Source organism: Methylorubrum aminovorans (assembly GCF_022179725.1).
GTDB lineage: Bacteria > Pseudomonadota > Alphaproteobacteria > Rhizobiales > Beijerinckiaceae > Methylobacterium > Methylobacterium aminovorans.
The window spans coordinates 35698-61785 of the sequence record NZ_BPRC01000017.1 but is presented as its reverse complement, the minus strand read 5'-3'; the positions used below and the strand labels follow the sequence as shown (position 1 = coordinate 61785).

Here is a 26088-nt window from a genome sequence, read left to right as displayed (position 1 = left end):
GATCATGCTCTCCGATCAGGATCGCATCTTCACCAATCTCTACGGCCAGCACTCGCCGGGGCTCAACGCCGCGAAGAAGCGCGGCGCGTGGGACGGCACCAAGTTCCTGCTCGACATGGGTCGGGACTGGATCATCGACGAGATGAAGGGCTCCGGCCTGCGCGGTCGCGGCGGCGCCGGCTTCCCCACCGGCCTCAAATGGTCGTTCATGCCCAAGAAGTCCGACGGGCGCCCGCACTACCTCGTCGTCAACGCCGACGAGTCGGAGCCCGGCACCTGCAAGGACCGGGAGATCATGCGGCATGACCCGCATCTCCTGATCGAGGGCTGCATGCTGGCGTCCTTCGCCATGGGCGCGCATGCCTGCTACATCTACATCCGCGGCGAGTACGTGGCGGAGAAGTTCGCCCTCCAGCGCGCGGTAGACGAGGCCTACGAAGCCCGCCTCGTCGGCAAGTCCAACATCCACGACTATCCCTTCGACATCTACGTCCACCACGGCGCCGGCGCGTATATCTGCGGCGAAGAGACGGCGCTGATCGAGAGCCTCGAGGGCAAGAAGGGGATGCCGCGGCTCAAGCCGCCGTTCCCGGCCAATATGGGCCTCTACGGCTGTCCCACGACGGTGAACAACGTGGAGTCGATCGCGGTGGCCGGCACGATCCTGCGCCGCGGCGGCGCGTGGTTCGCGGGGTTGGGCGGCAAGAACAACACCGGTACCAAGCTGTTCTGCGTGTCGGGCCACGTCAACAAGCCGTGCAACGTCGAGGAAGAACTCGGCATCACCTTCCGCGAGCTGATCGACAAGCATTGCGGCGGCATGCGCGGCGGCTGGGACAACCTTCTGTGTTCGATTCCCGGCGGCTCCTCGGTGCCGTTGGTGCCGGCCGAGCAGATCATCGACGCCAAGATGGACTTCGACACGTTGCGCAACCTCGGCTCGGGCCTCGGCACCGCGGCGGTGATCGTGCTCGACAAATCGACCGACATCGTCGGCGCGATTGCCCGCATCTCGTACTTCTACAAGCACGAGAGCTGCGGCCAGTGCACGCCCTGTCGCGAGGGCACCGGCTGGATGTGGCGCGTGCTGACGCGCATGGCCGCGGGCCGGGCGCAGAAGCGCGAGATCGACATGCTGCTGGAAGTCACCAAGCAGGTCGAAGGCCACACGATCTGCGCGCTCGGCGACGCCGCGGCCTGGCCGATCCAGGGCCTGATCCGGCACTTCCGGCCCGAGATCGAGAAGCGGATCGACCAGTACAGCGCGAACCCGCACATGGATGCGGTGCCGATGGCGGCGGAGTGAGCGCCGCCCCGATGCTCACCTTCGAGATGACCCGATGACCAAAATCCTCATCGACGGCACCGAGGTCGATGTTCCGGCCGACTACACCTTACTGCAGGCCTGCGAGATCGCGGGCGCGGAGATCCCGCGCTTCTGCTTCCACGAGCGGCTGTCGATCGCCGGCAATTGCCGCATGTGCCTCGTCGAGCTGAAGGGCGCGCCGAAGCCCGTGGCGTCCTGCGCCTACGCGGTGAAGGATTGCCGGCCCGGCCCGAACGGCGAGCCGCCGGAGGTGCTGACGCGCTCCGGCACGACGAAGAAGGCGCGCGAGGGGGTGATGGAGTTCCTCCTCATCAACCACCCGCTCGATTGCCCGATCTGCGACCAGGGTGGCCATTGCGACCTGCAGGATCAGGCGATGGCCTACGGCGTCGACTCGACCCGCTACAGCGAGAACAAGCGGGCGGTCGAGGAAAAGTATATCGGCCCGCTGGTGCGCACGGCGATGAACCGCTGCATCCACTGCACCCGCTGCGTCCGCTTCCTGGCGGAAGTGGCCGGCGTGCCGGATCTCGGCGCCATCGGCCGCGGCGAGGACATGGAAATCACGAGCTACCTCGAACAGGCGATGGGCTCGGAGCTTCAGGGCAACGTCGCCGATCTCTGCCCGGTCGGCGCTCTCGTCCACCTGCCGCAGAGCTACAACGTGCGCCCGTGGGAGCTGCACAAGACCGAATCCGTCGACGTGATGGACGCGGTGGGCTCGGCGATCCGCATCGATGCCCGCGGCCGCGAGGTGATGCAGATCGAGCCGCGCATCAGCGAGGAGATCAACGAGGAGTGGATCTCCGACAAGACGCGCCACGTCGTCGACGGCTTGCGCCTCCAGCGCCTCGATCGCCCGTTCCTGCGCGAGAACGGCCGCCTGCGCCCCGCTTCCTGGGGGGAGGCCTTCTCGGCGATTGCCGCCAAGGTGAAGGGCGCCGATCCCAAGCGCGTCGGCGCCCTCGTCGGCGACCTTGCCGGTGCGGAAGAGATCTTCGCCCTCAAGGCGCTGATGGGCTCGCTCGGCGTCACTAACCTCGACGCGCGCCAGACCGGCGAGGCGATTGATCCGGCCTGGGGTCGGGCCGCCTACACGCTGGGCGCGACCATCCCCGGCATCGAGCAGGCGGATGCGATCCTGATCGTCGGCGCCAACCCGCGCACGGAAGCCTCGCTGCTCAACGTCCGCATCCGCAAGCGCTGGCGCATGGCCCCGGTCTCCATCGGCCTGATCCTCGATGAGCAGCCGGACCTGACCTACCCCTACACCTATCTCGGCGCCGGCACCGACACGCTCGGCTCCATCGCCAAGGGCGAGCACAGCTTCCTCGACGTGCTGAGGAAGGCCGAGCGTCCGCTCATCATCGTCGGCGAAGGCGGGCTCGGGTCGCTCGCCGCCGCTGCGGCGCTGGTCAAGGATGTCGGCGCGGTGACCGAGGGCTGGAACGGCTTCGGCGTGCTCAATACGGCGGCCGCCCGTGTCGGCGCCTTCGATCTCGGTTTCGTGCCGGGGGAGGGCGGCCTGACCTTCACGCAGATGCTGGAGCCGGGCGCGCTCGACGTGGTGTTCAATCTCGGCGCCGACGAGCGGGTGATCGGGCCGGGCGCCTTCGTGATCTACCAGGGCACCCACGGCGATGCCGGCGCGAGCCGCGCCGACGTGATCCTGCCGGGCGCTGCCTACACCGAGAAGAGCGCGACCTACGTCAACCTCGAGGGCCGGGTGCAGATGGCCAACCGCGCCGGCTTCCCGCCGGGCGATGCCCGCGAGGACTGGGCGATCCTGCGCGCGCTCTCCGACGTGCTCGGCAACCGCCTGCCCTACGATTCACTCGCCGCGCTTCGCAAGGCGATGTATGCGGCGCATCCGCATCTCGCAGCGGTCGGGCAGATCGGAGCCTCCGACGCGGCGGCCACCCTCGATCGGCTCGCCGCCCTTCCGGGCACGACGGAGAAGGCGGCCTTCTCCTCGCCGATCGCCGACTTCTACCTGACCAACCCGATCGCCCGCGCCTCGCGGGTGCTCGCCGAGTGCTCCGGCCTCGCCCGGGGCCGCGCCCTCGAAGCGGCGGAATAAGGGACGCCCGCGATGACCCTCTGGGAAGTGCTCGGCACCGTCCTCCTGATCGCGCTGAAGAGCTTCGTGCTGCTGGCAGCACTTCTCGTCTTCATCGCCTACGCGCTGCTGGCCGACCGCAAGATCTGGGCGGCGGTGCAGTTGCGCCGCGGCCCGAACGTGGTCGGGCCCTGGGGCCTGTTCCAGTCCTTTGCCGACTTGCTCAAGTTCGTGCTGAAGGAGCCGGTGATCCCGGCGGGCGCCAACAAGGCGATCTTCCTGCTGGCGCCGCTGGTCTTCGCGATGCTGGCGCTGGCGTCCTGGGCGGTGATCCCGCTGGCCGACGGCTGGGCGATCGCCGACATCAATGTCGGCATCACCTACATCTTCGCGATCTCCTCGCTCGGCGTCTACGGCGTCATCATGGGCGGCTGGGCCTCGAACTCGAAATACGCGTTCCTCGGCGCGCTCCGCTCGGCGGCGCAGATGATCTCCTACGAAGTCTCGCTCGGCTTCGTCATCATCTGCGTGCTGCTGTGTGCCGGCTCGCTCAACCTCTCGCGCATCGTCATGGCGCAGGACACCGCGCTCGGCCTGTTCGGCTGGTACTGGCTCTGGCTGTTCCCGATGTTCGGCGTGTTCTTCGTCTCGGCGCTCGCTGAGACCAACCGCCCGCCCTTCGATCTGCCGGAGGCCGAGTCGGAACTCGTGGCGGGCTACATGGTCGAGTATTCCTCGACGCCATACCTGCTGTTCATGCTCGGCGAGTACGTGGCGATCATGACCATGTGCGCGCTCGGCACGGTCCTTTTCCTCGGCGGCTGGCTCTCGCCGATCCCGTTCGCACCCTTCACCTGGGTGCCCGGCGTGATCTGGTTCACGCTGAAGGCCAGCTTCCTGTTCTTCATGATCGCCATGGTGAAGGCCATGGTGCCCCGCTACCGCTACGACCAGCTCATGCGGCTCGGCTGGAAGGTGTTCCTTCCGCTCTCGCTGATCTCGGTCATCGTCGTCGCCTTCGTCCTCAAGCTCACCGGCCTTGCGCCGGGAGCCTGATCGCAACCCTTCTGATGTCGCATTTCCTGCGCGCGAGCCGGTAACCACCTCGCTCGGGAATGCTTCCAGAGAATCGGAGATCGCGCCGTGAAGCTCGATCAGGTCGCCAGAAGCCTCCTCCTGAAGGAGTTCGTGTCGGGGTTCTTCCTCGCCATGAAATACTTCTTCAAGCCGAAGGCTACGATCAACTATCCCTTCGAGATGGGCCATCGCGGACCGCGCTTCCGCGGCGAGCACGCGCTACGCCGCTATCCCAACGGCGAGGAGCGCTGCATCGCCTGCAAGCTTTGCGAGGCGATCTGCCCGGCCCAGGCCATCACCATCGAGGCCGGCCCGCGCCGCAACGACGGCACGCGGCGCACCACGCGCTACGACATCGACATGGTGAAGTGCATCTATTGCGGCATGTGCCAGGAGGCCTGCCCGGTGGATGCCATCGTTGAGGGGCCGAACTTCGAATTCTCGGTCGAGACCCGCGAGGAGCTGCTCTACGACAAGCAGAAGCTTCTCGAGAACGGCGACCGCTGGGAGCGCGAGATCGCCCGCAATATCGCGATGGACGCGCCCTACCGCTAGTCCGCCGCCGGTTGTGCGTCGCACAGCCCAGTTCTATAGAGCATCGTCCCGAAAGGCGGCTTCCGGCTTTCGAAAAAGACGATGCGGAAACAGGAGCCTAGCGCGTCATCCTGGACGCGCTAGACGGGCCGCCGTCTGCGGCCGAGGGTCCACCGAGGCAGAAGGGAGCCGCTCGCTGGGGCGGCCGATGCTGAAAATCGCATGACCGCAGCCGCCGCCTTCTTCTATCTCTTCGCAGGCTTCGCCGTAGCCTCGGGCTTCATGGTGATCGCTGCCAGGAACCCCGTCACCTCGGTGCTGTTCCTGATCCTCGCCTTCGTGAACGCCGCCGGGCTGTTCGTGCTGATGGGCGCCGAGTTCCTGGCGATGATCCTCGTCGTCGTCTATGTCGGCGCCGTCGCGGTCTTGTTCCTCTTCGTCGTGATGATGCTCGACGTGGACTTCGCCGCGCTCCGCCAGGGCTTCCAGCGCTACCTGCCGATCGGCGGTTTGATCGGCGCGATCTTCCTGATCGAGCTGCTCCTCGTCGTCGGCACCTGGACCATCGATCCGGGCCTCGTGCAGGCGCCGCTGGGACGGGCCGCCCATGGCGAGACCGCCACCAACACCGAGGCGCTCGGGCGCGTGCTCTACACGGACTACGTCTACGCCTTCCAGATCGCCGGCCTGATCCTGCTGGTGGCGATGATCGGCGCCATCGTGCTGACCCTGCGCGAGCGCACCGGCGTGAAGCGCCAGGACATCGCCGTGCAGAACGCCCGCACGCAGGCGATGGCGGTCGATACCATCAAGGTGCCCTCGCGGCGGGGCGTGGAGGTCTGAGGCCGATGATCGGATTGAGCCACTACCTGACGGTTGCCGCGATCCTGTTCACGCTCGGCGTGCTCGGCATCTTCATCAACCGCAAGAACGTCATCGTCATCCTGATGTCGGTCGAGCTGATCCTGCTCGCCGTGAACATCAACCTCGTCGCCTTCTCGACCCACCTCAACGACATCACCGGACAGGTCTTCGCCCTGTTCGTGCTGACGGTGGCCGCGGCCGAGGCCGCGATCGGTCTGGCGATCCTGGTGGTGTTCTTCCGCAACCGCGGCTCCATCGCCGTCGAGGACGTGAGCATGATGAAGGGCTGACGCTCCTTACCCAAAGAGAGCCCCGTCCCCTTCGTCCGCCTGCTGCGAGGCACGACCGACCCATGTATCACGCGATCGTCTTCTTCCCGCTCATCGGCGCCCTGATCGCCGGCCTGTTCGGCCGGTACATCGGCGCGCGGATGAGCGAGCTCGTGACGACGGGCTGCCTCGCCTTCGCGGCGCTGCTCTCCTGGGGCGCCTTCTTCCTCGTCACCGGCGATGGCCGCGCCGAGACCGTGCCGGTTGCGCAATGGTTCAGCGCCGGCGACCTCGTGGTCGATTGGGCCTTCAAAGTCGACACGCTGACTGCAGTGATGCTGGTGGTCGTGACCTCGGTCTCGACCCTCGTGCACCTCTACTCCATCGGCTACATGCACGAGGATCCGCACCGCCCGCGCTTCTTCGCCTACCTGTCGCTGTTCACCTTCGCCATGCTGATGCTGGTGACGGCCGACAACCTCGTGCAGATGTTCTTCGGCTGGGAGGGCGTCGGCCTCGCCTCCTACCTGCTGATCGGCTTCTGGTACGAGAAACCCTCGGCGAATGCGGCGGCGATGAAGGCCTTCATCGTCAACCGCGTCGGCGATTTCGGCTTCTCGCTCGGCATCTTCCTGGTGTTCGTCCTGACGGGCTCCGTCGGCTTCGACGCGATCTTCGCGAAAGCCCCGGAGCTGAAGGACGCGACCTTCCACTTCCTCGGCCATGACTGGCACGCTCTGACGCTGGCCTGCCTGCTGCTGTTCATGGGCGCGATGGGCAAGTCGGCGCAGTTCCTGCTGCACACTTGGCTCCCCGACGCGATGGAGGGGCCGACCCCGGTCTCCGCGCTGATCCACGCCGCCACCATGGTCACCGCCGGTGTGTTCATGGTCGCGCGCCTGTCGCCGCTGTTCGAGCTGGCCCCGACCGCGCTCACCGTCGTCACCGTCATCGGCGGCATCACCGCCTTCTTCGCAGCCACCGTCGGCCTCGTGCAGAACGACATCAAGCGGGTCATCGCCTACTCGACCTGCTCGCAGCTCGGCTACATGTTCGTCGGCCTCGGCGTCGGCGCCTACGCCACCGGCGTGTTCCACCTCTTCACCCACGCCTTCTTCAAGGCGCTGCTGTTCCTCGGCGCCGGCTCGGTCATCCACGCGATGCACCACGAGCAGGACATGCGGAACATGGGCGGCTTGCGCCGCTACATCCCCTTCACCACGGCGATGATGACGATCGGCACGATTGCGCTGATCGGCTTCCCCTTCACCTCCGGCTACTACTCCAAGGACGCGATCATCGAGGCGGCCTACATGTCGGACCGCCCCGGCCACGTGCTGGCGTTCCTCGCCACCGTGATCGCCGCGCTGATGACCTCGTTCTACTCCTGGCGCCTGTTCTTCCTCACCTTCGAGGGACCGCAGCGCTGGGTGACGCACGGCGCCCACGGTCACGACGATCACGCCGCGCATGATCATGCGCACGCGGCCTCCGCCCACCAAGCCGACGGTGCGCCGGGGCATCACGAGGGCGTCGCCCACGATGACAAGGGTCACGACATCGAGCCCGCTTCGCACAGCGCGATCGAGCATCACGACGATCATGCCCATACGCCGCACGAGAGCCCGCTCGTGATGACGATCCCGCTCGCGATCCTGGCTTTCGGCGCCCTGTTCGCCGGCCTGATCTTCAAGGAGCGCTTCATCGGGCACGACATGGACAAGTTCTGGGGCAATGCGCTCCCGCACGGGTCCGGCAACGACATCATGCACAAGATCCACGATGCGCCGGGTTGGGTCGCCGCCTCGCCCTTCGTGATGCTGGTGCTCGGCTTCCTCCTGGCCTTCTGGATGTATCTGCGCCGGCCTGATCTGCCGCACCGCCTCGCGGAATCGCAGCCGATCCTGTACCGCTTCCTGCTCAACAAGTGGTACTTCGACGAGATCTACGACCGGATCTTCGTCCGTCCGGCCAAGAACTTCGGCCTGTTCCTCTGGAAGGAGGGTGACGGCCGCATCATCGACGGGCTGGGCCCGAACGGCATCTCGGCCCGGGTCGTGGACATCACCCGCGGCGTGGTCCGCCTCCAGACCGGCTACGTCTACCACTACGCCTTCGTGATGCTCGTCGGGGTCGCCGGCCTGATCACGTGGTACCTCGTCTCCGGCGTGCCTGGGGGGACCCACTGATGCTCGGCCTCGGTATTCTCTCCGGGCTTCTGATCGTTCCGCTCGCGGGCGCCGCCTTCATCCTGACCCTGGGTGAGGAGACGGCGGCGGTGAAGCGCAACGCCCGCTGGGCCGCGCTGATCACCACGATCGTCACCTTCCTGCTCTCGCTGGCCGCCTGGGCCCGCTACGACATCGCGTCGCCGAGCTTCCAGCTCGTCGAGAGCCATGCGTGGCTTGCCGAGACGATCCGGTTCAAGCTCGGCGTCGACGGCTTCTCGATGCCGTTGATCCTGCTGACCACCTTCCTGATGCCGTTCTGCATTGGGGCCTCGTGGTTGTCGGTCGAGAACCGGGTCAAGGAGTACTTCGTCGCCTTCCTGGTGCTGGAAACGACGATGATCGGCGTGTTCTGCGCCCTCGACCTCGTGCTGTTCTACCTGTTCTTCGAGGCAGGTCTGATCCCGATGTTCCTCATCATCGGCATCTGGGGCGGCAAGCGGCGCATCTACGCGAGCTTCAAGTTCTTCCTCTACACCCTGCTCGGCTCCGTGCTGATGCTGCTCGCCATCATGGCGATGTACTGGGAGGCCGGCACCACCGACATCCCGACGCTCCTCCAGCACCGCTTCCCCGTCGGGATGCAGTGGTGGCTGTGGCTCGCCTTCTTCGCCTCGTTCGCGGTGAAGATGCCGATGTGGCCGGTCCATACCTGGCTCCCCGACGCCCACGTCGAGGCGCCGACCGCGGGCTCGGTGATCCTGGCTGGCATCCTGCTGAAGATGGGCGGCTACGGCTTCATTCGGATCTCGCTGCCGATGCTGCCGGACGCATCGGCCGCGTTCGCGCCTCTGGTCTTCGCGCTCTCGGTGATCGCGATCATCTTCACTTCGCTCACCGCGATGATGCAGACCGACATCAAGAAGCTGATCGCCTACTCGTCGGTGGCGCATATGGGCTTCGTGACGCTCGGCCTGTTCACCCTGAACGAGCAGGGCATCCAGGGCGCGCTGTTCCTGATGATCTCGCACGGCATCGTCTCGGGCGCGCTCTTCCTCTGCGTCGGCGTCGTCTACGACCGGATGCACACCCGCGAAATCGCGGCCTACGGCGGCCTCGTGAAGCGGATGCCGCTCTACGCCGCCGCGATGATGGTGTTCACCATGGCCAATGTCGGCCTGCCCGGCACGTCCGGCTTCGTCGGCGAGTTCCTGGCGATGATGGGTGCCTTCAAGGCCAACCCGACGGTCGCCTTCTTCTCGGTCTTCGGCATCATCCTCTCGGCGGGCTACGCGCTGTGGCTCTATGCCCGGGTGATTTACGGGAAGCTCGACAAGCCCAACCTCCAGGGCATCCTCGATCTCGACACGCGCGAGAAAATCATCATCGCGCCGCTCGTCGCGCTGACGATCTGGTACGGCGTGCATCCGGCCCCCGTGCTCGACACCTTCGCGCCCTCCACCGAGGCGCTGGTGCAGAACATGCGCGGCGCACTCGCCAACACGCAGACCGCCGAGGCCGCCGCCAGAGCGGCGAAGCTCGCGGCGGCCGAGAACATGGCTGGACCTGAGTCCCAGAAAACCGTCGAGGCCGCCGCGCGATGACCCCGATCCAGTCCGTCCTGCCGGCGATCACACCGGTCCTGCCGGAGATCGTCCTGAGCGTCGGCGCTTTGCTGCTCGTGCTCTACGGGGCGTGGCGCGGCGAGCGCTCGTCCGAGGGCGTCAATGTCGGCGCGCTGATCCTCCTGATCTTCACCTTCTTCCTCGTCGTCTCGCAGACGGGCAACGTGACGACGCTGAATGGCGCCTTCATCGCCGACCCGTTCGCGCGGGTGATGAAGGCGCTGATCCTGATCGGCTCGGCGGCGACGATCCTGCTCTCGCGCGACTACTTCCAGCGCGAGCGCATCGACCGGTTCGAGTATCCGATCCTGATCGTGCTCTGCACCATCGGCATGATGGTGATGGCCTCGGCCAACGACTTGATCTCGCTCTATCTCGGGCTGGAACTGCAATCGCTCGCCGCCTACGTCATCGCCGCCTTCCACCGCGACGACGTGAAGTCCACGGAAGCCGGCCTGAAGTACTTCGTGCTCGGCGCGCTCTCCTCCGGCATGCTGCTCTACGGCGCCTCGCTGGTCTACGGCTTCACCGGCACCGTTTCGTTCCCCGGCATCGTCACGGCGCTCAACGGCGCGACGAGCTTCGGCATCGTGCTCGGCATCGTGTTCGTGGCCGCCGGCGTCGCCTTCAAACTGGCGGCGGTGCCGTTCCACATGTGGACGCCGGACGTCTACGAGGGCTCGCCGACGCCGGTCACCGCCTTCTTCGGCTCCGCCCCGAAGATCGCCGCCATGGCGATGACGGTGCGCGTCTTCATCGGCGCCTTCCCCGACGTGACGGCCGTCTGGCAGCAGATCATCGTGTTCGTCTCGATCGCCTCGATGGCGCTCGGATCCTTCGCCGCCATCGGCCAGCGCAACATCAAGCGCCTGATGGCCTATTCCTCGATCGGCAATGTCGGCTACGCGCTGATCGGCTTGGCGGCCGGCTCGGAGGAGGGCATCCGCGGCGTGATCATCTACATGGTGATCTACCTCGCCATGACGCTCGGCGCCTTCGCGGTGCTGCTGTCGCTGCGCCGCAAGGACAAGATGTTCGAGACAGTCGACGATCTCTCGGGCCTCTCGCGCACGCATCCGTGGCTGGCCTTCTGCCTCGCCGCGATGATGTTCTCGCTGGCCGGCATCCCGCCGCTCGCCGGGTTCTTCGCGAAGTTCTACGTCTTCGCCGCCGCGATTAAGGAAGGGCTGGTGACGCTCGCCGTCGTCGGCGTGGTGACCTCGGTGGTCGGTGCCTTCTACTACCTGCGTCTCGTCAAGGTGATGTACTTCGACGAGGCCAAGGCGCCCTACGAGCGGATCCCGCCGGGCTCGGCCATCGTGCTCGGCGTGTCGAGCGCCGTCGTCGTGCTGTTCTTCCTCGTCCCGGCCCCGCTGGTCGCCGCGGCGGGTGACGCGGCGAAGGCGCTGTTCTGAGGCGGATGCAGTTCCGCTTAAGTCAGGCAGCCCGGTCCGAGGGATACCGGCTTCACAGCCACGACCGGCTCGATTCGACCAACAGTGAGGCGATGCGCCTCGCCCATGGCGGCGAAGCGGGGCCGCTCTGGGTCACGGCCCAACGCCAGGAAGCCGGCCGCGGCCGCCGCGGCAATGCCTGGACCTCACCGGACGGCAACCTCGCCGCGAGCCTGTTGCTGCCGGTGGCGGGTGTTGCGCCGGAGGTGGTGGCAACCCTGGGGTTCGTCGCCGGTTGCGCACTCGTAGACGCTTTGCGCGACGCCTGCCGTTCAGCCCCCTCTCCCCGTAGGCAGGGAGAGGGTCGTGACGACCTCGTCGTCGTCGAAGCCCTCTCCCCGCATGCGGAGAGAGGGGATGCGCTGGCGCCGCAGGGCATTGCTCCCTCACACGCCGCCATCCATCTGAAATGGCCGAACGACGTCCTCGCTGACGGCCAAAAGCTCGCCGGCATCCTGCTGGAGGCCGAGACGCTGCCGGGTGGGCGACGGGCAGTCGTGGTCGGCTTCGGTGTGAATATCGCGGCAACACCCGAGGGTTTGCCCTATCCGGCGGCTGCGCTCTCGGCGTTTTCCGCGGCGGATGCGCCGATGCTGCTCGAATTCCTGTCGGAACGATTTGTCGAAGCCGTCCGGATCTGGAACAAGGGGCGCGGATTCTCGAATATCCGGCGGCGGTGGCTTGAGCGCGCGGCGGGGGTAGGGGCCCCCGTGTCGGTTCGCATGGCCGAGGCCACGCTGACGGGCATGTTTGAAACGATCGACGAGGGGGGGCGGCTCGTGATCCTCGCCCCGGATGGAACCCGACGAACCGTGACGGCGGGCGAGGTGCATTTCGGAAGTGCCGCGACGGCGGCCTGAGACTGGATAGACGGACAAGATGACGACACGGCAAGACGAACTCGTCTTCGTGCCGCTCGGCGGCGTGGGCGAGATCGGCATGAATGCAGGCCTCTACGGGATCGGACCCGAGCGGCAGCGCAAATGGATCATGGTCGATTGCGGGATGGGCTTCGCCGGCGAGGAAGGGCTGCCGGGCGTCGACCTGATGTTCCCGGACCTCACCTTCATCGAGGAGCGCAAGAAGGACCTCCTCGGCATCTTCATCACCCACGCGCACGAGGACCATATCGGCGCAATCTCTGAGCTGTGGCCGCGCATCAAGGCGCCGGTCTACGCCACGCGCTTCGCCAAGCAGCTTCTGGAGACACGTCGTCTCTCCGAGCCCGGCGCGCCGAAGGTGGATCTGCGCGAGATCAAGCCGGGTCGGCGTGTCACCGTCGGTCCGTTCGAGATCGAATTCGTGCCGGTGGCCCACTCGATTCCCGAGTCGAACGCGGTGGCGATCCGCACCGAGCACGGCCTCGTGCTGCATACCGGTGACTGGAAGCTCGACGACACGCCTGTGGCCGGCGATACGACCTCGCCGGAAGCCTTCACGGCTCTGGGCGACGAGGGCATCCTGGCGATGGTCTGCGATTCCACCAACGTCCTGCGCGAGGGCCGCTCGCCGAGCGAGTCCGAGGTCTCCGCGACGCTGCGCAAGCTGATCGAGAACGCGCCGCATCGCGTGGCGGTAACGACCTTCGCCTCCAACGTCGCGCGCATCCGTGCCGTGGCCGAAGCCGCCCAGGCTTGCGGCCGTCAGGTGATCGCCGTCGGGCGCGCCATGGATCGGGTCATCGATGTCGCCCGCGAATGCGGCTACCTCGACGGATTGCCGGACTTCCTCTCAGCGGATTCCTTCTCACACATCCCGCGCGACAAGGTGGTCTGCCTGCTCACCGGCTCGCAGGGCGAGCCGCGGGCGGCCATGTCGCGGGTGTCGCGCCACGACCATCCGGCGATCTCGCTGACGGCGGGCGACCGGGTGATCTTCTCCTCGCGCGCCATCCCCGGCAACGAGCGCGATGTCGGGGCCATCATCAACGACCTGATCGAGGATGGCATCGAGGTCATCACCGACCGCACCGAACTCGTCCACGTCTCCGGGCATCCCCGCCGCGAGGAGATGGTGGCGATGTATTCCTGGACCCGGCCGAAGGCGGTCGTGCCGGTTCACGGCGAGGCGCTGCATCTCGACGAGCACGCGCGTTTCGCCCGTTCGCAGGGCGTTGAGTCGGTGATCAAGGCCCGCAACGGCGCGGTGGTCCGCCTCGCGCCGGGCACGCCGGAGGTGGTCGAGCATGTCCGCGCCGGACGCCTCTACAAGGACGGCAATGTCCTGATCGACTCCAAGGACCGGGCGATCCCCGAGCGGCGTAAGCTCTCGCAGGCCGGCATCGTCTCGGTGGCGCTCGCCATCGACGAGCGCGGCGAGATGGCCGGCGATCCGGCGGTGGACATCATGGGCCTGCCCAATCGCGGCCGGAGCGGCGAGCCGTTGCTCGACACCGTGGTCGATACGGTCAATCGGACCATCAACGGCCTGTCGCGCGGCAAGATGAAGGACTCGGAGGCCGTGGAGATTGCGGTCGACCGCGCTGTGCGCTCCGCCGTCAACGAGGCCTGGGGCAAGAAGCCCGCCTGCCACGTGCAGGTGGTGGAGGTGTGATAAACTAAAGACACGTCCGGTCATTGCGAGGCAAAGCCGAAGCAATCCAGCGCTCCGCATCATTTGGAGATGGCGCGCCGCTGGATTGCTTCGCTGCCGCTCGCAATGACGGGATCAGCGTAGGGAGGCAGAAGACATGATCGGACGGCTCAATCACGTCGCCATCGCGGTGAAGGATCTCGACGCGGCGACCGCGGTCTACCGCGACACGCTCGGCGCCAAGGTGACCGAGCCGCTTCCGCAGCCGGAGCACGGCGTGACGGTGGTGTTCGTGGAACTGCCCAACAGCAAGGTCGAGCTGATGTCGCCGCTCGGCGAGAACTCGACCATCCAGGGCTTCGTCGACAAGAACCCGGCCGGCGGCATCCACCACGTCTGCTACGAGGTCGAGGACATCATCGCTGCCCGCGACCAGATGAAAGCAGCCGGCGCCCGCGTGCTCGGCACCGGCGAGCCGAAGATCGGCGCCCACGGCAAGCCGGTGATCTTCCTCCACCCCAAGGATTTCCTGGGCACGCTGGTGGAACTGGAGCAGGTCTGAGCGACCGCCTCCGGTCCGCCTCCTTCGGTCGGGCCCCGGCCCGGCCGCTGCATGATTGTTCGAAAACGATGACCCATTCGCCTCTTCGTACCCTCACCGCCTCGACGCCGCTGACCCTCCTGACGGTTGCGGTGCTGGTCGCGCTGTTCGCCACCGTGGCCGTGAAGGGGTTCGAGCTGACGGTGTTCGGCGCGCTGGCGCTCTACTTCGTCCTGTGGTGGACCTTCCTGTTCGCGATCCTGCCCCTGGGCAATGCCGCCGAGGCCGATCCGCAGCGGCTGGTGCCGGGCCAGGATCCGGGGGCGCCCGCGAGCCCGCGCCTGCGCGAGAAGGCGCTGCTGACGACCGTCCTGGCCGCTCTCGCCTTCTTCACAGCTTTGTTGATCTTCCCGCTCGCCCGCCTGTAGTCGCGAAAGGCCACGGACGCCCCGAGCCGAAGATCTCGCCGGGCACGAGAAGAGCCGCAGTTCAAAAACAAAAAGCAAGGCACAAGGCCTTGCTTTTAAAACCAAAGTATTTTTCAGCCTAGATTATATCGCGCATTGCTTGCGGCGCGTTGGCTGATTGTTCCTCCCAAGACCCGGACCGTGCGCTGCCTCGTGGGCTGCGACCATCACGGCGCTGCTTATAGGAAGAAGATTTCCCGGTGTCATCAGGGGAGAGACGGTTCGCAGCGCTTTTTTGCAAGGAGCGCGGCAAACCGCCTCTTCAGCCGACCGACGCGGCGGCCCAACGGCGCTTCGCCGGCTTCCTTCCGCCTCATTGCCATCCGATCCTGTGTTCGCAGCGCGCTTGTGTTTTGCGGGGGCAATGTGTTGTGTGCCCTCGCACGCTGGCCTAGCTCCTCTCCGGCTGCGCCTGCCCGCTTCCAAGGTCGAATGATGCGTCTCTCTCGCTACTTCCTGCCGATCCTGCGCGAGACGCCCAAGGAAGCGGAGATCATCTCTCACCGCCTGATGCTGCGCGCCGGCATGATCCGCCAGGAGGCCGCCGGCATCTACGCGTGGCTGCCGCTGGGCCTGCGCGTCCTCAACAAGGTCTGCGACGTGATCCGCGCCGAGCAGGACCGTGCGGGCGCCATCGAGATCCTGATGCCGACGATCCAGGCGGCCGATCTCTGGCGCGAATCCGGCCGCTACGAGGCCTACGGCAAGGAGATGCTGCGGCTGAAGGATCGCCACGAGCGCGAGTTGCTCTACGGGCCGACGGCTGAGGAGGTCGTCACCGAGATCTTTCGCGCCAGCGCGCGCTCCTACAAGGATCTGCCCAAGAACCTCTATCAGATCTCGTGGAAGTTCCGCGACGAGGTGCGCCCGCGCTTCGGCACCATGCGCTCGCGCGAGTTCCTGATGAAGGACGGCTACTCCTTCGACCTCGATCAGGCCGCCGCGCGCCACTCCTACAACAAGGTCTTCGTCTCCTATCTCCGCACCTTCGAGAGGCTCGGCCTTCGAGCCATTCCGATGCGCGCCGACACGGGTCCCATCGGCGGTGATCTCAGCCACGAGTTCATCATCCTGGCCAAGACCGGTGAGAGCGAGGTCTTCTGCGACCGCGCCTATCTCGACATGCCGGTGCCGCCGCCGTCCGTCGATTTCGACGACGTGGCGGGCTTGCAGGGCGTGGTCGATGCCTGGACCTCGCACTACGCCGCCACTGACGAGATGCACGACGAGGCGGTCTTCGCCGAGGTGCCGGAGACCGCGCGCCTCTCCGCCCGCGGCATCGAGGTCGGCCACATCTTCTATTTCGGCACCAAGTACTCGACGCCGATGAAGGCGGTCGTCACCGGCCCCGACGGCCAGGAGCGGCCGGTCCATATGGGCTCCTACGGCATCGGTCCGAGCCGGCTCGTTGCGGCCACCATCGAGGCGAGCCACGACGAGGCCGGCATCATCTGGCCGGACGCCATCGCCCCCTTCGACGTGGCGCTGATCAACCTCAAGGTTGGCGATGCCGCCTGCGACGGCGCCTGCGCCGAGATCCAGGCGGCGCTGGAGACGACCGGCCTTTCCGTGCTCTACGACGACCGCGACGAGCGGCCGGGCGCCAAGTTCGCCACCGCGGATCTCATCGGCCTGCCCTGGCAGGTGATCGTCGGCCCGAAGGGGCTGGCCGAGGGCAAGATCGAGCTGAAGCGCCGCGCCAGCGGGGAGCGCGAGACCGTCGACCCCGTCGATCTTCCCGCTCGCATCCGTCGCGTCTGAGGACCGGCCGCGATGGCGCTCGCGTTGGGTAAGGCTGGCGTCTCCTTGAAGGGCGTCCTGACAAGGCTGAAGAACGCCCGCGCGAGCGCGTCCACGCCGCCCTTCGCCGGGTTCGAGTGGATCATCGCCGGCCGCTACCTGCGGGCGCGCCGCCGGGGCGGCGGCGTCTCGGTGGTCGCCCTGTTCTCGGTGCTCGGTATCGCGGTCGGGGTCGCCACCCTCATCATCGTGCTCTCGGTGATGAACGGCTTCCGCTCGGAACTGCGCTCCAAGATCATCGGGCTGAACGGCCACGTCTTCGCCGCGCCGATCGACCGCCTCTTCACCGACTACGTCGATCTCTCCGACCGGCTGGAGAAGGTCGCGGGCGTGCGCGCCGTGGTGCCGATGGTGCAGGGGCAGGCCTTCGCCTCCTCCCCCTATGGCGGCTCCGGCGTGCTCGTGCGCGGCGTGCGAGAGTCCGACCTGCCGAAGATCCCGGCGGTCTCCGGCGCGATCAAGAGCGGCACGCTGGAGGGCTTCGACAGCGGCGAGGGGATCGCGCTCGGCAAAAGGCTCGCCGATTCCCTCGGCCTTCAGGCGGGCGATCAGGTCACCCTCTCGACGCCGAAGGGGGCGAGCACGCCCTTCGGCACCGCGCCGCGCACCAAGGCCTACACCGTCAAGGCGATCTTCGAGATCGGGGTGACGGATTTCGATACCACCATGGCCTTCATGCCGCTCGCCGAGGCACAGGCCTTCTTCAACCGCGACGGTGACGTCAGCGTCATCGAGATCTACATCGACAATGCCGATGCGGTCGGCGAGATGCGCGAGCCCCTGGAGATGGCGGCCGAGCGCCCGATCCTTCTGACCGACTGGCGCCAGACCAACCGCACCTTCTTCGGTGCCCTGGAGGTGGAGCGGAACGTGATGTTCCTGATCCTCAACCTCATCGTCATCGTGGCGACCCTCAACATCATCTCGGGGCTCATCCTGCTCGTGCGCGACAAGTCCTCGGACATCGCGATCCTGCGCACGATGGGGGCGACGCCGGGCACGATCATGCGGGTCTTCCTCATCAACGGGGCGCTGATCGGCCTCGTCGGCACGGCGATCGGCCTCATTGGCGGGGTGCTGTTCACCCTCAACATCAAGCCGATCCAGCGCACCCTGTTTCCCACCGCCTGGGACCCGACCGTGCGCTTCCTCGCCGAGATCCCGGCCGAGATGAACACGAACGAGGTCGTCATCATCGTGGTCACCTCGGTGCTGCTGTCCCTGGCGGCGACCCTCTATCCCTCCTGGCGCGCCGCCCGGCTCGATCCGGTGCAGGCCCTGCGCTACGGCTGACGGAACGCCCCGATATGGCTCAGACGAATGCCGGCGGCGCTCAGCCCGTGCCGGCCCTGTTTTTCGCGGGCGTCCAGCGCCGCTACCGGCAGGGCGAGGGCGCGCTCGAAATCCTGCGCGGCACCGATCTCGCGATCTGGCCCGGCGAGCTGGTCGCCCTGGTGGCCCCCTCGGGGGCTGGCAAATCGACCCTGCTCCACATCGCCGGCCTCTTGGAGCGGCCGGATGGTGGCGAGGTCTATATCGGCGGCCAGCCGACGGCGGGCATGTCGGATGGCGAGCGCACCCGCCTGCGGCGCGAGGAGATGGGCTTCGTCTACCAGTTCCACCACCTGCTGCCGGAGTTCTCGGCGCTGGAGAACGTGGTGCTGCCCCAGCTCATCCGCGGGCTCGCCCGCAAGGAAGCGGAGGCGCGCGCCGCCGAACTCCTGAGCTTCCTCGGCCTCAAGGACCGCCTGCCGCACCGCCCGGCCGAACTCTCAGGGGGAGAGCAGCAGCGCGTTGCCATCGCCCGCGCCGTCGCCAATGGCCCCCGCCTGCTGCTGGCCGACGAGCCGACCGGCAATCTTGACCCGCAGACCTCGGGCCGCGTCTTCAGCATCCTGCTCCAGCTCGTGCGCGCCTCTGGCCTCGCGGCGCTGATCGCGACCCACAACATGGAACTCGCTGCGCGCATGGACCGGCGGGTGACCATCCGCGACGGGATGATCGAGCAGTTGGGTTAGCGGCGAGCGCTTCGGGCTCGCTCCTCGGCCCTCATCACGAGCGCCCCTGAGGCGGTCCGGGCACGCGGCGTCTTCGAAGAGGTCAGCCCCTCGATTGCTTCGGCTCCGCCTCGCACTCGGCAGGCGACGCGGCAGGAATCGAACCGAGTCATTCGGCGGGTGATGGTCGGACGCGCTTGCCTGCAGCCTCGCCGTGGCGCCGGCAACACATCGTTCACCATTCCGCCGCGTTGGCGCATCCCCAGGCTTTACACAGAACAAAACAGGAACAAAAATCACTCCATCAACACGGAGTGGAAGCCATGACCAAGCGCGTGTTCCTTACCAGCGTTGTCGAGTTCACCGCCTTCGGCCTGCTCTTCGGAGCCGTTGCGCTCTGGGCGGTAGCCTTGGCGCCGATCCATTAATGTCTCGCGTCTGAGCGTGTTTTGTTCCTCTCCCTGAGACGTTGCTCACAGGAAACGGCGTCAGGCGGTCCGATTCCGCCTCCCGCCAAACAGGCGAAGGGTGTCGGGCTCGAAGAACGGTGGATATCGGCCCCGGTGCGGCGCGTCGGTGACAGACTCGGAAGGGCTTGAGCGGCGATCTTAAGGGGGCTCCAGACAGGGTCCCTTATGGCCACGCTCAAAGAAGTCGGTTTCGTCCACCTCCACGTTCATTCGTCCTACTCGCTGCTCGAAGGCGGCGTGAAGGTCGCCGACCTCGTGAAGGCGGCCGCCGCCGACCGGCAGCCCGCGCTGGCGCTCACCGACACCAACAACCTGTTCGGCGCGCTGGAATTCTCGGAGAAGGCCGCGGGCACCGGCATCCAGCCGATCGCGGGCCTTCAGCTCACGGTCTGTTTCGAAGCGCCCGACCCGATGGCGCGCATGCCGCAGGCCGGTTGCGCGAACATCGTGCTGCTCGCCCAGGACGAGACCGGCTACGGCAACCTGCTGCGGCTCGGCAGCCGGGCCCATTTCGACGGCCCGCTCGGCGCCGCCCCCAATCTCGCCGTCTCGGCGCTCGAGGGGAATGTCGATGGGCTGATCGGGCTGACCGGCGGCCTCACGGGGCCGCTCGACACCAGCCTGCGCGCCGGCCGCGTCGATCAGGCGGCACGGCGCTTGGAGGTGCTGAAGGAGGCGTTCGGCGAGGAGCGCCTCTACGTCGAGATCCAGCGCCACGGCCTCGACGACGGCCCGGCCGTCGAGCGCGAGCTGCTGCGGCTCGCCGACGGCAACGGCCTCGGCATCGTCGCCACCAATGAGCCATTCTTCGCCAAGCCCGGCGATTACGACGCCCACGACGCCCTGCTCGCCATTGCGGACGGCCGACTCGTCTCCGACGAGCGCCGCCGCCGGCTGACGCCGCGCCACGCCTTCACCACGCGCGCCGCGATGATGGAGCTGTTCCGCGATCTTCCGGACGCGCTCGCGGCCTCCGTCGAGATCGCCATGCGCTGCGCCGTTCGGGCGCGCACCCGCAAACCCATCCTGCCGAATTTCGCCAGCGTCGCCGCGGGCGAGGCCCCGCCCATGGCCGAGGTGCTGGCCGAAGCGGCCGACGCTCCGGTCCAGGCGGTGGCCGCCGACGAGCCGACGGAGCTGTGCCGCCAAGCCGAGGCCGGGCTGGAGTTGCGCCTGAAGCAGCACGGCACCGCGCCGGGTTTCACGGAAGAAGATTATCGCGCACGGCTGAAGTTCGAGCTCGACGTCATCGTCAAGATGAAGTTCCCGGGCTACTTTCTGATCGTCTCCGACTTCATCAAGTGGGCCAAGGACCACGACATTCCCGTCGGTCCTGGCCGCGGCTCCGGCGCGGGCTCGCTGGTGGCGTGGTCGCTCCTCATCACCGACCTTGATCCCCTTCGCTTCGGCCTGCTGTTCGAGCGCTTCCTCAACCCCGAGCGCGTCTCGATGCCGGACTTCGACATCGATTTCTGCGTCGAGGGCCGCGAGCGCGTGATCCGCTACGTGCAGCAGCGCTACGGCGAGCGGCAGGTCGGGCAGATCATCACCTTCGGCACCCTGCTCGCCCGCGGCGTGCTGCGTGACGTCGGCCGCGTGCTGGAGATGCCCTACGGGCAGGTCGACAAGCTGACCAAGCTCGTGCCGCAGAACCCGGCCAACCCCGTGACGCTGGCGCAAGCCATCGAGGGTGAGCCCAAGCTGCAGCAGGCGATCGAGGAGGAGCCGATCGTCGCCCGCCTCATCGAGATCTCGAAGAAGCTGGAGGGCCTGCACCGCCACGCCTCGACCCACGCCGCCGGCGTGGTGATCGGCGACCGCCCCCTCGAAGAACTGGTGCCGCTCTACCGAGACCCGAAGACGGGCATGCGGGTGACCCAGTTCAACATGAAGTGGGTCGAGCAGGCCGGCCTCGTCAAATTCGACTTCCTGGGGCTCAAGACCCTCACCATGCTGCGGTGCTGCACCGACTTGCTGAAGCAGCGCGGCATCGAGGTCGATCTCGCCCAAATCCCGCTCGACGACCCGAAAACCTACGAGCCGATGGGGCGCGGCGAGACGGTGGCGGTGTTCCAGGTGGAATCCGCCGGCATGCGCAAGGCGCTGTGCGAGATGCAGGCCGACCGCTTGGAGGACATCATCGCGCTGGTGGCACTCTACCGGCCGGGCCCGATGGCCAACATCCCGGTCTATTGCGAGCGCAAGCTCGGGCGCGACGCCGGCAACGAGGCGAGCTGGTATCCGCACCCGATGCTGGAGCCGATCCTGCGGGAGACCTTCGGCATCATCGTCTACCAAGAGCAGGTGATGGAGGTCGCGAAGGTTCTGGCCGGCTACACGCTGGGCGAGGCCGACATGCTCCGCCGCGCCATGGGCAAGAAGATCAAGGCGGAGATGGACGCCCAGCGCGACCGCTTCGTGAAGGGCTGCCTGGAGAGTGGAATCCCTCAGGCGAAGGCCAACGAGATCTTCGATCTTTTGGCCAAGTTCGCCGATTACGGCTTCAACAAGTCCCACGCGGCGGCCTACGCGCTCGTGACCTACCAGACCGCCTATCTGAAGGCGAACCATCCGGTCGAGTTCCTGGCCGCGGCCATGACGCTCGACATCGACAATACCGACAAGCTCGCCGAATTCCGCCAGGACGCGCAGCGCCTCAAGATCACCGTCGAGCCCCCTTCCGTGAACACCTCGGGCGTCGTCTTCGACGTCAAGGAGGGGCGCATCCTCTACGCGCTCGCCGCGATCAAGGGCGTCGGCCGCTCGGCGGTGGAGTCGATCGTCCAAGCTCGCGGCGACAAGCCGTTCAAGGATCTCGCCTGCTTCGCTCGGCGCCTCAACCCGCGCCACGTCAACAAGCGCACACTGGAGAACCTGATCGCGGCGGGTGCCCTCGACTGCATCGAGCCCGACCGGGCGCGGGCCTGGGCCGCGGTCGAGCCGATGATGAAGATGGCCCAAGGCGCGGCTGAGGCCGAGACCTCCGGCATCACCGACATGTTCGGCGGCGTCGCCTCCGCCGACGTGGCGCTTCGCATCCCGCCGCACGAGTTCTGGACTCATACCGACAAGCTCAAGCGCGAGTGCGACGCCATCGGCTTCTTCCTCTCGGGCCATCCGCTCGATGAGTATGGGCCGATCCTGCAGAAGCTGCGGGTTCAGTCCTGGGCGGATTTCTGCCGGGCGGTGCGGGCGGGCACGGCCAGTGTCGGGCGGATCGCCGCCTCGGTGCTCGACCGCTCCGAGCGGCGCACCAAGAGCGGCAACAAACTCGGCATCGTCATCCTCTCGGACCAGACCGGCCACTTCGAGGCGATCATCTTCTCAGAGGGGCTGAACCAGTACCGCGACATCCTCGAACCCGGCCGGCCGCTGGTGCTGACGATTCAGGCGAACCTCGAGGGCGAGGATGTGCGCGCCCGCATCACCACCGCCGAGCCCCTCGATCAGGCCGCGGCCCGCCACCAGAAGGGCATGCGCATCTTCCTGCGCGACGACCGCGCCTTGAGTTCGGTCCAGCAGCGCCTGACCCTGCGCGGCGAGGGCGAGGTCTCGCTGATCCTGATCCTCGACGGCGGCGAGCGTGAAGTCGAGGTCCGCCTGAAGGACCGCTATCAGGCCACCCCGCAGGTCGCGGGCGCGCTGCGCGCCGTGCCGGGCGTGGTGCAGGTCGAGGTGAACTGAGGCCCGGCCGGCCAAACCCTCCGGTAACCAAACCGATCACGTCCGCGAAATAGGGGTGTGACAGTTCCCTTCGTGCCTCACCACCGCCACAGCTCGGTGATTCTGCCAAGGTATGGTTCGGCCAAGTCGGAGATCGGGCGTGCGTTCCCATGAGTGGAACGCGCTCGGCTCTGCGGAGCGGCTGAAGCCCTACGATTGCCGCGGCGCCGAGCAGGCCGCTGCCTGATGGAGTGTGGGATGACCGGACACGGTTTGAGAATGGTGGCGGTGGCCGCCCTGATGGGGCTCGCCGGCACGGCGCAGGCGGCGCAGTGCGGCAACAATGCTGCCGGCTTCGAGGCCTGGAAGGACGAGTTCATCGCCGAGGCCAAGGGCCGGGCGAGCCCGGCGGCGCTGGCAGCACTCGCCAACACCTCCTACTCTACCGCCACCATCTCGGCCGATCGCGGCCAGAAGAGCTTCAAGCTCTCGCTCGATCAGTTCCTGGCCAAGCGCGGCGGCAACACCATCGTCTCGCGCGGGCGCGCCCTGAAGGCGCAGAACGCGGCGCTGTTCGCCTCGATCGAGCAGCGCTACGGCGTGCCGCCGGGCCCGCTTCTGGCGATCTGGGGCATGGAGACCGGGTTCGGCGCCGTGAAGGGCAACGTCAACACGCTCTCGGCGGTCGCGACCCTGGCCTATGATTGCCGCCGCTCGGCCTTCTTCACCGACCAGCTCTACGCCGCGCTCAAGCTCGTCGACAGCGGCGTGCTGACCTCCGCCACCCGCGGCGCGGCCCATGGCGAGGTCGGTCACACTCAGTTCCTGCCGAAGAACGTCCTGACCTACGGCGTCGGCGGCAGCCTCGACAGCGCCCCGGTCGCGCTGAACTCCACGGCGAACTTCCTCAAGGGACATGGCTGGCAGCGCGGCGCGGGCTACCAGCCCGGCGAGCCGAACTTCGCTGCGATCCAGGGCTGGAACGCGGCCGGCGTCTACCAGCGCGCCATCGCGCTCCTCGGCGCCCGGATCGACGGGCAGTAGTCCGTCTCGCCGTCACGGCGAGCGGCGCGAAGCCGTCGAGGACGAGACCGTTCCGGATCGGGCGGCGCCCTGGACGGCTTCGGCTCCGCCTCGCGATGACGGAGGGCTACCCGCAGGCGGCGCGCCCGTCCCGCAGGCGCTCGGCCACGAGCGCCTGGAGCGACCACAGGTGCCGGTCGTGGATGCCGAGCCGGGCGCAGGCCTCCACGGTGCGGAACAGATATTCGGCGCTCGGGCCCAGATGCCCGCAGGCCGACGCGATCTTGTCCGCGATCTCTTCATCGGAGAGGCGGCCGGCGTAGCGGTCGCTCTGCCGGTTCACCATGAAGGTCAGCGCCGTGACCGGCCCGGCCGCGGTCTCTACCCTGACCCAGCGCCCCTCGTAGCCCTTGCCCTTCATCTCCCGCCGCCAGACCGGCATCAGGGTCGCGTGCGGGTCGGTCTCGTCTAGGCGGAAGGCGACGCCGCGGCAGGTCCCGCCCCGGTCGAGCCCGAGCACGAAGCCCGGCTTCTCCGGCGTGCCGCGAAACCGCCGCTGCAGCAGGCAGAACCGGCGGTGCCAGCCCCGCAGGCGGCCGAGGCGCTGCTCGGTGAAGCCGAATTCCGGGCTCCACAGCAGCGAGCCGTAGGCGAACACCCAGAGGCCGCTCTCGGACGAGGCGCGGCGCGCCAGCATCGCGTCGAGTTCGGGCGAAAGATCTTCGTCCGGGAGCAGCGTCAGCGCATTCGGGTCGTCGGGAACGGTGTCGGGATGGGCACGGGCGATCAGGTCGAGGGAGAGAGACAGGGGACGGGGAGCCATCGCGCCGGAAGGGACCATTTTGGGGGGCGCGCGTGCAACCCCCTTCAGCCCCCCGGCGTGTCCAGCTCCGGAAACGGTTCGCTGCGGTGTCCCTCGCACACCTCTTCCTCGTCGCGCAGGACGGTGAGGCCGCCGGCCTCCTCCCGCACCACGAGCTTCGGTCGCTCCGGCTTGCCGAAGGTGCGGCCGCTCATCCGGGTCGAGACGCAGGTGAGTTGGCGACCGCCATCCTCGAACGGGCCGGCGATCCGGCTATGCGAGAACCGCACCGGGATCAGCGAGACCGAGCCGAAGGCGATCTGCTGGCGGGCGAGCCCGGCGATCCGCTCACGCAGCGTGCCGGTTGCGCCAGAAGGTAGGGGCGAGGCGGTGGTCGCGGTGCAGCCGCCGACCGCGAAGATTATCGCCAGCACCACCCCGCTGCGCCGCCCGATCATCGCCGAATCTCCCGTTGCGGGAAAAGCGTAGCGGTTTCGCGCAGAGCGCGAAACGGGCCACCCATCGTTGGAGGCCGGCCCTCGCCGCTGCGCTCGCGCCGAGCAGAAAAATGCTTATCTCTCCCCCATGCAATGGACCGACGAAGGCCTCGTGATCGGCCTGCGCAAGCATGGCGAGACCGGAATCGTGCTCGAATTGATGACGCCGGAGCACGGGCGCCATCTCGGGCTCGTCCATGGCGGGCGCTCGCGGCGGATGCAGCCGATGCTCCAGCCCGGCAACACCCTGCGCGCCACGTGGCGGGCGCGGCTCGACGGGGCGCTCGGCTCCTACGCCGTCGAGCCGCTGAACATGAACGCCTCGCGGCTGATGGATTCGGGGCTGGCGCTCTACGGTGTCGCGCATCTCTCCGCGCTGCTGCGGCTTCTCCCTGAGCGCGATCCACATCCGGACCTCTACGCGGCGGCGCAGGTGCTGATCGGCCATCTCGACGATCCCGAGATCGCGCCCGCGCTGATGGTGCGGTTCGAGCTCGCCCTGCTCGCGGGGCTCGGCTTCGGTCTCGACCTGTCCCACTGCGCGGCCACAGGCGCCAACGACGCCCTGGTCTACGTGTCCCCGAAGAGCGGGCGCGCGGTCAGCGCCTCGGCCGGCGAGCCGTTTCGCGATCGCCTGCTCGCTTTGCCGCCCTTCCTGCGCAATCGCGACCAGCCCGGCAGCGGCTGGCGCACGCCCGACGCCGGCGACGTTCGGGAGGGGTTTACCTTGACGGGCTATTTCCTCGATCAGCATGTCTGGCGCCCGCGGGCGCAGGACACGCCGGAGGAGCGGGCACGATTCGTCGCACTCGGCACTGGCCAGGATCGCTGATGTTCGTGTTATGTTCCAAACTAAGTCGAGAGGTGCCGCGACTCATTTTGATGGTTCGCGGGGCGGGGGCGGCGCAAGGTCGGCCCT

21 protein-coding genes are annotated in these 26088 nt (G+C 67.4%); 19 read left to right on the top strand and 2 right to left on the bottom strand.

Translation table 11 applies throughout. From position 1 onward, the window contains the following. The first annotated feature begins 4 nt into the window (after positions 1–4). From nuoF to MFF24_RS19715, 18 genes are all read left to right on the top strand, one after another. A complete protein-coding gene (gene nuoF / locus MFF24_RS19800) occupies positions 5–1306 on the top strand; it encodes an NADH-quinone oxidoreductase subunit NuoF (protein ID WP_238226656.1) in 1302 nt (433 codons plus the stop codon). A gap of 34 nt (positions 1307–1340) precedes the next feature. Then, positions 1341–3407: an NADH-quinone oxidoreductase subunit NuoG gene (gene nuoG, locus MFF24_RS19795; RefSeq protein WP_238226655.1), complete on the top strand. Its 2067-nt coding sequence runs from the start codon at positions 1341–1343 to the stop codon at positions 3405–3407. Positions 3408–3419: 12 nt separating this feature from the next. Continuing rightward, positions 3420–4442, top strand: a complete 1023-nt coding sequence (gene nuoH / locus MFF24_RS19790) for an NADH-quinone oxidoreductase subunit NuoH (RefSeq protein WP_238226652.1) — start codon at positions 3420–3422, stop codon at positions 4440–4442. Positions 4443–4529: 87 nt separating this feature from the next. Then, positions 4530–5018, top strand: a complete 489-nt coding sequence (gene nuoI / locus MFF24_RS19785) for an NADH-quinone oxidoreductase subunit NuoI (protein ID WP_108939002.1) — start codon at positions 4530–4532, stop codon at positions 5016–5018. 201 nt (positions 5019–5219) lie between these two features. Continuing rightward, positions 5220–5840 (top strand): NADH-quinone oxidoreductase subunit J, encoded by a 621-nt coding sequence (locus MFF24_RS19780; RefSeq protein WP_238226650.1) that lies wholly within the window; start codon positions 5220–5222, stop codon positions 5838–5840. 5 nt (positions 5841–5845) lie between these two features. After that, positions 5846–6151, top strand: coding sequence for an NADH-quinone oxidoreductase subunit NuoK (gene nuoK / locus MFF24_RS19775; protein ID WP_003598182.1), 306 nt, complete (start codon positions 5846–5848; stop codon positions 6149–6151). A 62-nt stretch (positions 6152–6213) separates the two neighbouring features. After that, a complete protein-coding gene (gene nuoL, locus MFF24_RS19770; protein WP_108939000.1) occupies positions 6214–8319 on the top strand; it encodes an NADH-quinone oxidoreductase subunit L in 2106 nt (701 codons plus the stop codon). Next, positions 8319–9902, top strand: a complete 1584-nt coding sequence (locus tag MFF24_RS19765) for an NADH-quinone oxidoreductase subunit M (RefSeq protein WP_238226647.1) — start codon at positions 8319–8321, stop codon at positions 9900–9902. Before nuoL ends, MFF24_RS19765 begins: the two co-directional genes overlap by 1 nt. Continuing rightward, a complete protein-coding gene (nuoN, locus tag MFF24_RS19760) occupies positions 9899–11338 on the top strand; it encodes an NADH-quinone oxidoreductase subunit NuoN (RefSeq protein ID WP_238226645.1) in 1440 nt (479 codons plus the stop codon). The genes MFF24_RS19765 and nuoN overlap by 4 nt, the downstream gene beginning before the upstream one ends. A gap of 5 nt (positions 11339–11343) precedes the next feature. Next, on the top strand, positions 11344–12237 hold the full coding sequence (locus MFF24_RS19755; RefSeq protein WP_238226643.1) for a biotin--[acetyl-CoA-carboxylase] ligase: 894 nt from the start codon (positions 11344–11346) through the stop codon (positions 12235–12237). Positions 12238–12256: 19 nt separating this feature from the next. Beyond that, positions 12257–13930, top strand: a complete 1674-nt coding sequence (locus tag MFF24_RS19750) for a ribonuclease J (protein WP_238226642.1) — start codon at positions 12257–12259, stop codon at positions 13928–13930. A 136-nt stretch (positions 13931–14066) separates the two neighbouring features. Further along, positions 14067–14471, top strand: coding sequence for a methylmalonyl-CoA epimerase (mce, locus tag MFF24_RS19745; RefSeq protein ID WP_017486707.1), 405 nt, complete (start codon positions 14067–14069; stop codon positions 14469–14471). Positions 14472–14539: 68 nt separating this feature from the next. After that, a complete protein-coding gene (locus tag MFF24_RS19740; protein ID WP_238226640.1) occupies positions 14540–14878 on the top strand; it encodes a DUF1467 family protein in 339 nt (112 codons plus the stop codon). Between the two features lie 474 nt (positions 14879–15352). Further along, complete coding sequence (proS, locus tag MFF24_RS19735; RefSeq protein WP_238226711.1) at positions 15353–16678, top strand: proline--tRNA ligase; 1326 nt, start codon at positions 15353–15355, stop codon at positions 16676–16678. Positions 16679–16690: 12 nt separating this feature from the next. Then, positions 16691–18010: a lipoprotein-releasing ABC transporter permease subunit gene (locus tag MFF24_RS19730; RefSeq protein WP_133091289.1), complete on the top strand. Its 1320-nt coding sequence runs from the start codon at positions 16691–16693 to the stop codon at positions 18008–18010. Positions 18011–18024: 14 nt separating this feature from the next. Continuing rightward, positions 18025–18735 carry an ABC transporter ATP-binding protein gene (locus MFF24_RS19725; RefSeq protein ID WP_166058638.1) on the top strand — a complete coding sequence of 237 codons (711 nt, stop codon included), beginning with the start codon at positions 18025–18027 and terminating at the stop codon, positions 18733–18735. 614 nt (positions 18736–19349) lie between these two features. After that, the gene (gene dnaE / locus MFF24_RS19720) at positions 19350–22868 is read left to right on the top strand and encodes a DNA polymerase III subunit alpha (protein ID WP_238226638.1); all 3519 of its coding nucleotides are present in this window, start codon (positions 19350–19352) and stop codon (positions 22866–22868) included. 237 nt (positions 22869–23105) lie between these two features. Then, complete coding sequence (locus MFF24_RS19715) at positions 23106–23891, top strand: lytic murein transglycosylase (protein ID WP_133091291.1); 786 nt, start codon at positions 23106–23108, stop codon at positions 23889–23891. Between the two features lie 106 nt (positions 23892–23997). Here MFF24_RS19715 and MFF24_RS19710 read toward each other — a convergent pair whose 3' ends face one another. Both MFF24_RS19710 and MFF24_RS19705 read right to left on the bottom strand, forming a co-directional pair. Beyond that, positions 23998–24693 carry a gamma-glutamylcyclotransferase gene (locus tag MFF24_RS19710; RefSeq protein WP_238226636.1) on the bottom strand — a complete coding sequence of 232 codons (696 nt, stop codon included), beginning with the start codon at positions 24691–24693 and terminating at the stop codon, positions 23998–24000. Positions 24694–24737: 44 nt separating this feature from the next. Further along, the gene (locus tag MFF24_RS19705; protein WP_238226635.1) at positions 24738–25130 is read right to left on the bottom strand and encodes a hypothetical protein; all 393 of its coding nucleotides are present in this window, start codon (positions 25128–25130) and stop codon (positions 24738–24740) included. Between the two features lie 127 nt (positions 25131–25257). Here MFF24_RS19705 and recO point away from each other — a divergent pair, with 127 nt between their 5' ends. Beyond that, positions 25258–26001, top strand: a complete 744-nt coding sequence (recO, locus tag MFF24_RS19700) for a DNA repair protein RecO (RefSeq protein WP_238226633.1) — start codon at positions 25258–25260, stop codon at positions 25999–26001. Positions 26002–26088 lie beyond the last annotated feature (87 nt).